The sequence below is a fragment of the Frankia gtarii genome (assembly GCF_025403375.1).
Classification (GTDB): Bacteria; Actinomycetota; Actinomycetes; order Frankiales; family Frankiaceae; genus Frankia; species Frankia gtarii.
Window position 1 is genome coordinate 1 of record NZ_JAMPTM010000314.1, and the last position, 7,430, is coordinate 7,430.

Sequence of the window (7,430 nt, forward strand, 5' to 3'; positions counted from 1 at the left end):
GCGGTGGGGCCGTGGCTGCGGCGGGCGCGCTCCTGGGAGCCGGGCAGACACCCACGCGGTCGGTGACGCGCCGGGCGCGGCGCCGTCCCGCCCGAGGTCGGGACGTGCGCGGGCAGGGCGGGCGCGGGCGGCCCGTCGGGGCGTGGCTGCCCGATCCGATCGTGGTGCTACGCGACGGGGAGTGGGTGGTCCGCCCGGTCACCGGTGCGGCGACGGCGAAGGTCTACCGGTGCCCCGGGTGTGATCACGAGATCAACCCGGGCACCGCCCACCTGGTCGTCTGGCCGCCGGAGCGCATCGAGGACCGCCGGCACTGGCATCGGCCGTGCTGGGATCGACGCTGCCGGGCGGCCCGCCCGCGCTCGGACGCCGGCTGAGGGCGCGCCCGAGCGGCCAGCCGCAGCGGGGTTCAGGCGTTGCGGAGGCCGGCGCCGGCGGACGCGGGCAGCACGGCTGTTTCTCCGCCGATCGCCTTGCGCTCCTCGACCGGCGCCGCCTCGATCGAGGCGATCGAGGCGCTGGCCGCGGTGAGCTTGTCGCGCAGGGCGCCGAGCTGGGCTGTCACCTGCTCGCGCAGGGCGGAGAGCTGGGTGGTGACCTGCTCGCGCTGACGCTCCAGATCGGCCAGCCGGCGCTTCGACTCGTCCTCGGCCGCCGCCGCGGTGGACCGGGCCATCTCGACGATCCGCTCGGCTTCCGCACGCGCCGTCGAGACGATCGAGGCGGCCTGCCCGTCGGCTTCCCGCAGGGTCTTCTCGCGGGCGGCCTCGGCCTCGGTGACGATCCGGCGGGCCTCCTCGAGCTGAGCGTCGGCCTCGCGGGTCCGCTCGGCGCGGACGGTGGCCGCCTCCTCCTCGGCGAGCTGGAGGATCTGGGTGACCCGGCCGCCGAACTCCTCCCACGCGGGACGGTTCGCGGCCAGATCGTCGCGCACGCGGGCCGCCTCCGTCGCCGCCTCGGACGCGGCGGCCTCGGCCGCGGCCCGGTGCGCCTCGGCCTCGCGGAGCTGCTCGACGAGCCAGTTCACGTGATGGGTGACCTGGTTGGGGTCGTAGCCACGGCGGACCAGATCGAAGGCTGGGGGCCCGTCGGTCTCGCCGGCCATCGGGATGAGATCCGTGTGTTCGGTCATAGGACCTCAGCATCTCAGACTGTCAATGTGAACGTGACGTCAGCCGGGCATCGGGCCCGTCTCGATTTCCCTGGCTACACGCCACGGAACCGGTTGATTGCGGTCTGGTGGCGGTCGCGGAGCTCGGAGTCGCGGACACCCAGCCCTTCGGCCGGCGCCAGGCAGAGCACGCCGACCTTGCCCTGGTGGGTGTTGCGGTGCACATCGTAGGCGGCCTGCCCCGTCTCGGTAAGCGGGTACACCCGGGAGAGGGTGGGATGGATCATCCCGCGGGCGATGAGCCGATTGGCTTCCCAGGCTTCCCGGTAGTTGGCGAAGTGGGAGCCGACGATGTTCTTCAGGTTCATCCACAGGTACCGGTTGTCGTACTCGTGCACGAATCCACTGGTGGAGGCGCAGGTCGCGATGGTGCCGCCGCGGCGGGTCACGTAAACGGAGGCGCCGAAGGTCTCCCGCCCCGGATGCTCGAGCACGATGTCCGGATCGTCCCCGCCGGTGAGTTCGCGGATGCGTCGGCCGAACCGTTGCCATTCCCGCGGGTTCTGCGTGTGCTCATCGCTCCAGAACCGGTAATCCTCCGCGACGCGGTCGATGATGAGCTCGGCGCCGAGGGATCGGCAGATCTCCGCCTTCTCCGGCGACGACACGACGCAGACCGGGATCGCTCCGCCGTGCAGCGCGAGCTGGGTGGCATAGGACCCCAGCCCGCCGGAGGCTCCCCAGACCAGGACGACATCGCCCTGCTTCATCCGGGCGCCGTTGGCGGAGACGAGCTGCCGGTAGGCGGTGGAGTTGACCAACCCCGGCACCGCTGCCTCCTCCCAGGTGAGATGGCCTGGTTTGGGCATAAGCTGGTTCGCCTTGACGAGGGCGAGCTCGGCCAGCCCGCCGAAGTTCGTCTCGAAACCCCAGATTCGTTGCTCGGGATCCAGCATCGTGTCGTTGTGACCGTCGGCGCGCTCCAGCTCGACGGACAGGCAGTGGGCCACGACCTCGTCCCCCGGGGACCAGACGTGTACGCCGACTCCTGTCCTCAGCACGACTCCGGCCAGATCGGAACCCACGACGTGGTAAGGCTGGTCATGGCGGGACGCAAGGGGAGACGTCCGGCCGTAGCGTTCGAGGAAGCCGAAGGTGGACATCGGTTCGAAGATCGAGGTCCACACCGTGTTGTAGTTCACCGAGGAGGCCATGACCGCGACGAGAGCCTCGCCGGGGCCGAGCTCGGGCGTGGGCACCTCGTCGACATGCAGGGAGCGGCGCGGGTCCTTCTCCTGGGACGGGACGCCGTCGAACATCCCGGTCTCCTCGCGGCGCACGACGACGCCGCGGTAGAACTCCGGGACCGTGAACGCGGCGAACTCCGCTCGCCGGTCGGGGGACGGCGGGCTCTGGGTGATGATCGCCTCGAGGATGTCCTTCACGATCGGCCTCCGGCGGTGCGTGGTCGATGGCGGATGACGGGCGGCACGGGCAGTTGACAGGACGGCACCGACAGTCGAACAGGGCGGCAGAGATAGCTGATGGGTAGGGAGACGGGGTCGCGGGTTGTGGGGGCTGTCTGTTTCGTGCGCGACGCGATAGAACTTTCGGGACAACTTCGAGTGCTCGGTCGGCGTCCAACGTGGTGTGACCGCGCCCATGACAGTCGTGGAGGGGTGGCGGCCCGTGCCTGCGCGGAGCGACGCCGCCCGTAGCGACGTAGCGCGGGACGCGGACGCCGCCCTGACCGCGTTGTACTCAGAGCACTACCGGTCATTGGTGCGCCTTGCCGCGTTGCTGCTGGATGACGTGGGTCTGTGTGAAGAGGTGGTCCAGGACGCCTACATCCGGGTCCACGGGGCCTGGGGACGTCTACAGGACCGGGACAAGGCCCTGGCCTACCTTCGGCAGACCGTCGTCAATCTCGCACGTTCCACGCTGCGTCGTCGACTCGTCGCTCTCAAGCATGCCCCCAAGCCCATGCCCGATGCCGCCAGCGCCGAGGAAGGGGCCTACTCTCTCGTCGAGCGAGCCGCCGTCATCCAGGCACTTCGAGAGCTGCCGCGGCGCCAGCGGGAGGCGGTCGTCCTGCGCTACTACGCCGACATGTCCGAGGCGGACGCGGCGGCGGTGATGGGCTGCAGCGTCGGCTCCGTCAAGGCCTACACCTCCCGAGGGCTGTCCGCCCTCAGCGGCAAGCTGGAGGGCCTGCGGTGAGCGCGTTGGAACCGGACGAGCTCACCCGGCTGCTGACCGAGGCGGTTGAGCCCATCCGACCCTCCCCGGAGGCCTACCGGCAGATCCGGGCCGGCATCGCCCGTCGGCGCCGCTGGCGCATCCCCGCGTTCACTCTCGGCGGGATGGTGATGGCGGCGCTCATCGGGCTGGCGGTGGTGGCCATCCGGCCGAGCCCGTCGAACCAGGTCGTCGAGCCGGCCGCGCCGCCGGTCATGCCGACCACGTTCAGCGAGCCGAGCCGGGCGGCGACCGTGCCGTCCCTGGGCGGCGGCTCGGGGCACTCCAGCTCCGGCGGCGGCGGGTCGACCCCGGGATCGACGACCCGCGCGCCGACGAACCCGCCGCCGACCCGGCCGACGGCGTCCGCGTCCGCGCGGTCGGTGGCCCCCACCAGCCCGCAGTCGTCCGCGCCGTCGAACTCGACCGGCCCTGGCAGCCCGCAGCTGCCCACGCCGGTGGCGAAACCGGCGGGCGTGAACGACATCGACGGCGACGGCCAGCCCGACACGGTCGCGCCGGACGGGACGAACCTGCGCGTGCGGTTCTCCCGGGACGGCCAGGTCGCCCGGGTTGCCCTTGGCAGCATCATCGCCCCGCTCAACAGCGCGGTCATCGACATAGACGGCGACGGTTTCAGCGAGCTGCTGGTGCAGACCCAGGCGGCCGGCGGGACGAAGAGCTACGCCCTGCTGCGCTACGTCAGTCTCGACGAGCTGGCCGCGCTGACGCTGCCCAGTGATCTGGCTCTCGGCGCCGGCGTCCGCGGGAACTCCGCCCTCGGGTTTCGCTGCGCCGACAAGACCCTGCAGATCAGCACCGGGACGTCGAGCGACGGAACCCAGTTCAACGTCGTCACCACGACACTGGGGTTCACCCCGGACGGCCTGGCCGTCCAGGACACCGTCTCCAGCACGGTGCGGCTGCCGGCGGACTCCTCCCCCTTCGTGGTGTCCTGCGGCGCGCTGTCCTGATCGGGGTCGGGCGGTGGTTCCCTCCCCCCGCCCGGCCGGTCACGGGGCGGGCACCAGGATCAAGATCACGTTATCGTGGTGTTGAAGGTGCCCGTGGGGTGAGCATCCCGATGATCTCCCCGAGAGTGATGAGGAGGCAGCCATGCCTGGTTCCGTGATCGTGGCCGGCGCGCGGACACCGATCGGGAAGCTGTCCGGGGCGCTGAAGAGCTTCACCGCGACGGACCTGGGCGGCATCGCGATCTCCGGTGCCCTGGAGCGGGCCGGGCTGGCCGGCGACGCGATCCAGTACGTCATCATGGGGCACGTGATCCAGGCCGGCACCGGCCCGATCACCGCCCGGCAGGCGGCCGTCGCCGCCGGCATCCCGATGACGGTGCCCGCGGTCACGATCAACAAGGTGTGCCTGTCCGGCCTCGACGCGATCGCCCTCGCCGACACCTACATCGCCAGCGGCGAGTACGACCTCGTCGTCGCCGGTGGGATGGAGTCCATGACCGGGGCGCCGCACCTGCTGCGGTCGATGCGTGCCGGGGTGAAGTACGGCGCGGCCGAGGCGCTCGACGCCATCGACCAGGACGCCCTGTTCTGCGCCTTCGACCAGATCTCCATGGGCGCGAGCACCGAGCGCTACAACGGCGCGCTGAACATCTCCCGCGCCGAGCAGGACACCTTCGCCGCCCGGTCGCACCAGCGGGCCGCCGCCGCCGCCAAGAACGGCCTGTTCGACAACGAGATCGTCCCCGTCTCCGTGCCGCAGCGCCGCGGCGAGCCGCTCGTCGTCAGCCAGGACGAGGGCGTCCGCGCCGACACCTCCGCCGAGGTGCTCGGCAAGCTGCGCCCGGCGTTCGGCAAGGACGGCACGATCACCGCCGGGTCCGCGTCGCAGATCTCCGACGGCGCGGCCGCGGTCATCGTGGCGAGCCGGGCCAAGGCCGAGGAGCTCGGCCTGCCGATCCTCGCGGAGATCGGCCACCACGGCTTCGTCGCCGGCCCCGACACCTCGCTGCAGTCCCAGCCGTCCAACGCCATCCTCGCCGCGCTGGCCAAGGAGCGGCTCACCCCCGCCGACCTCGACCTCGTCGAGATCAACGAGGCGTTCGCCGCGGTCTCCATCCAGTCCATGCGCGACCTCGGGATCAGCTCCGACATCGTCAACGTCAACGGCGGGGCGATCGCCATCGGCCACCCGCTCGGCGCATCCGGCGCCCGCATCGCCCTGACCCTGCTCAACGAGCTGGCCCGGCGCGGCGGCGGGATCGGCGCGGCCGGCCTGTGCGGCGGCGGCGGCCAGGGCGACGCCCTGATCCTGCGCGTTCCGACGGCGTGACCGCCGGCTCCGCCGCGGATGCCGACCGCGAGCGGGGTCCGGCCCCGGCGGAGCTGGCCCCGGCGGAGCTGGTCGCGGCGGCCGTCGGCGGTGATCGGCGGGCGCTTGCCCGGCTGCTCTCAGCCGTGGAGAACACCCCCGGGCTTTGGCGGGAGATCGGTCCGGCGCTCGCCGGGCACGCCGGCGGTGCGCAGACCGTCGGGCTCACCGGCGCGCCCGGGGTCGGCAAGTCCACAACCGTCTCGGCCCTGGTACGCGCCTACCGCGGCGCCGGGCGGCGGGTCGCCGTGCTCGCGGTCGATCCGTCCTCGCCGTTCACCGGCGGCGCGCTGCTCGGTGACCGGGTGCGGATGAGCGAGCATGCCGGCGATCCCGGGGTGTTCATCCGCTCGCTGGCCAGCCGGGGGCGCCTCGGCGGGCTGGCAGCCGCGACCGCGCAGGCGCTCCGGGTACTCGAGGCGGCCGGGTTCGACGTCGTCGTCGTCGAGACGGTCGGCGTCGGCCAGGCGGAGATCGACATCGCCGCGCTCGTCGACACCACCTGCGTCCTGCTCGCGCCCGGCGCGGGCGACGATGTGCAGGCGGTCAAAGCCGGCCTGCTCGAGGTCGCGGACGTCCTCGTCGTCAACAAGGCGGACCGGCCAGGGGCCGCCCGCACCGTCGCCGACCTGACCGCGATGACCCGGATGCGCGCTGGCGGCCGGCAGCCGGCGGTGGTCCGCGTCGCCGCCACCCTGGGCGAGGGCATCGACGAGCTCGTCGGGCGGATCGCCGCGCATCGGCGGGACCTCGTCGCGACCGGCGAGCTCGGCCGTCGTAGGCTGGCCCGCGCCGCCGACGAGATCCGCGGGCTGACCCTGACCGCGCTGCGCGACCGCCTGGCCGCCCCACCGCACGACGCGCGCCTGGCGGAGCTCGCCGACCTGGTGGTCGCCGGTGCCGCCGACCCCTGGTCGGCCGCCGAGTGGCTGCTCGCGGACGTCCTGACAGCGCAGCCGGTTCCGCCCCCCTGAGGGACGGCCGACCCGCGATGTCCCGCGCACCTGGGGAGGAGCCGCCTCGATGAGCCGCCTCGATGATCCGGCGACGTCCGCCGACGAGCTGATCGGCGGCCTCGGCCTCGAACCCAATCCGGAGGGCGGCTGGTACCGCCAGACCTGGGCCAGCCCCGAGCTCGTCACGGCACACGGCGGGCAGCGGCCCGTGATGACGTCCATCCTGTACCTGCTGCGCCCGGGCGAGGCGTCCCGGTGGCACCGGGTGGCCTCGGCCGAGATCTGGCTCTGGCAGGGCGGTGGCGCCCTGGAACTGACCCTCGGCGGCCTGGGCCGCCGGCCTTCGCCCGGCCCGACCCGGCTGCTCGGGCCGGATGCGGCGGCCGGCGAGGTGCCGCAGCTTGTCGTGCCGGCAGGGGAGTGGCAGACCGCCGTGCCCCGCGGCGACCGGCACGTCCTCGTCGGCTGCGTCGTCGCACCCGGGTTCGACTTCGCCGACTTCGAACTCCTTGCGGACTAGATGAGCGAGTGCGCACCCGGGTGGGGCGGGTTGTGGTGCGTCCTGCGCGGCCTGCCGCCCTTACTCGTCTAGCTCCGACGCCGCCTCGCCGTCCTTGATCGAGCGCAGAAGGCCACGGCGGCCGGGGCGTCAGCCGTGGCCACACGGCGGTCGGCGGATGCTGGAGGTTAATGACGGCCCCGGCCCGGCCACCGTCACCAACCTCCAGCAATTGCCAGCGGGTCGGCGGGAGAGGACAGCGGCTCGGGGCCGGTGCGGGGTG

The 7,430-nt window shown here is 72.8% G+C and carries 8 protein-coding genes; 6 read left to right on the forward strand and 2 right to left on the reverse strand.

Translation table 11 applies throughout. From position 1 onward, the window contains the following. The first annotated feature begins 62 nt into the window (after window positions 1–62). Window positions 63–377, forward strand: a complete 315-nt coding sequence (locus NBZ83_RS28020) for an Rv1322 family protein (protein WP_261571036.1) — start codon at window positions 63–65, stop codon at window positions 375–377. Between the two features lie 32 nt (window positions 378–409). Here NBZ83_RS28020 and NBZ83_RS28025 read toward each other — a convergent pair whose 3' ends face one another. Continuing rightward, a complete protein-coding gene (locus tag NBZ83_RS28025; RefSeq protein ID WP_261571030.1) occupies window positions 410–1,132 on the reverse strand; it encodes a F0F1 ATP synthase subunit B family protein in 723 nt (240 codons plus the stop codon). Window positions 1,133–1,206: 74 nt separating this feature from the next. Beyond that, window positions 1,207–2,556 (reverse strand): crotonyl-CoA carboxylase/reductase, encoded by a 1,350-nt coding sequence (gene ccrA, locus NBZ83_RS28030; RefSeq protein ID WP_261571031.1) that lies wholly within the window; start codon window positions 2,554–2,556, stop codon window positions 1,207–1,209. A gap of 217 nt (window positions 2,557–2,773) precedes the next feature. On the opposite strand from ccrA, the gene NBZ83_RS28035 reads away from it, so the two are divergent. The 5 genes from NBZ83_RS28035 (at window position 2,774) to NBZ83_RS28055 (ending at window position 7,168) form a co-directional block, all read left to right on the forward strand. Further along, window positions 2,774–3,331 (forward strand): SigE family RNA polymerase sigma factor, encoded by a 558-nt coding sequence (locus NBZ83_RS28035; RefSeq protein WP_044886710.1) that lies wholly within the window; start codon window positions 2,774–2,776, stop codon window positions 3,329–3,331. Next, complete coding sequence (locus NBZ83_RS28040; RefSeq protein ID WP_261571032.1) at window positions 3,328–4,323, forward strand: FG-GAP repeat domain-containing protein; 996 nt, start codon at window positions 3,328–3,330, stop codon at window positions 4,321–4,323. The genes NBZ83_RS28035 and NBZ83_RS28040 overlap by 4 nt, the downstream gene beginning before the upstream one ends. Before the next feature lie 142 nt (window positions 4,324–4,465). Beyond that, window positions 4,466–5,653 carry an acetyl-CoA C-acetyltransferase gene (locus NBZ83_RS28045; RefSeq protein ID WP_261571033.1) on the forward strand — a complete coding sequence of 396 codons (1,188 nt, stop codon included), beginning with the start codon at window positions 4,466–4,468 and terminating at the stop codon, window positions 5,651–5,653. Then, entirely contained in the window at window positions 5,650–6,666 is a 1,017-nt protein-coding gene (gene meaB / locus NBZ83_RS28050) for a methylmalonyl Co-A mutase-associated GTPase MeaB (RefSeq protein ID WP_261571034.1), read from the forward strand. The genes NBZ83_RS28045 and meaB overlap by 4 nt, the downstream gene beginning before the upstream one ends. A 49-nt stretch (window positions 6,667–6,715) precedes the next feature. Beyond that, a complete protein-coding gene (locus NBZ83_RS28055) occupies window positions 6,716–7,168 on the forward strand; it encodes a cupin domain-containing protein (protein ID WP_261571035.1) in 453 nt (150 codons plus the stop codon). Window positions 7,169–7,430 lie beyond the last annotated feature (262 nt).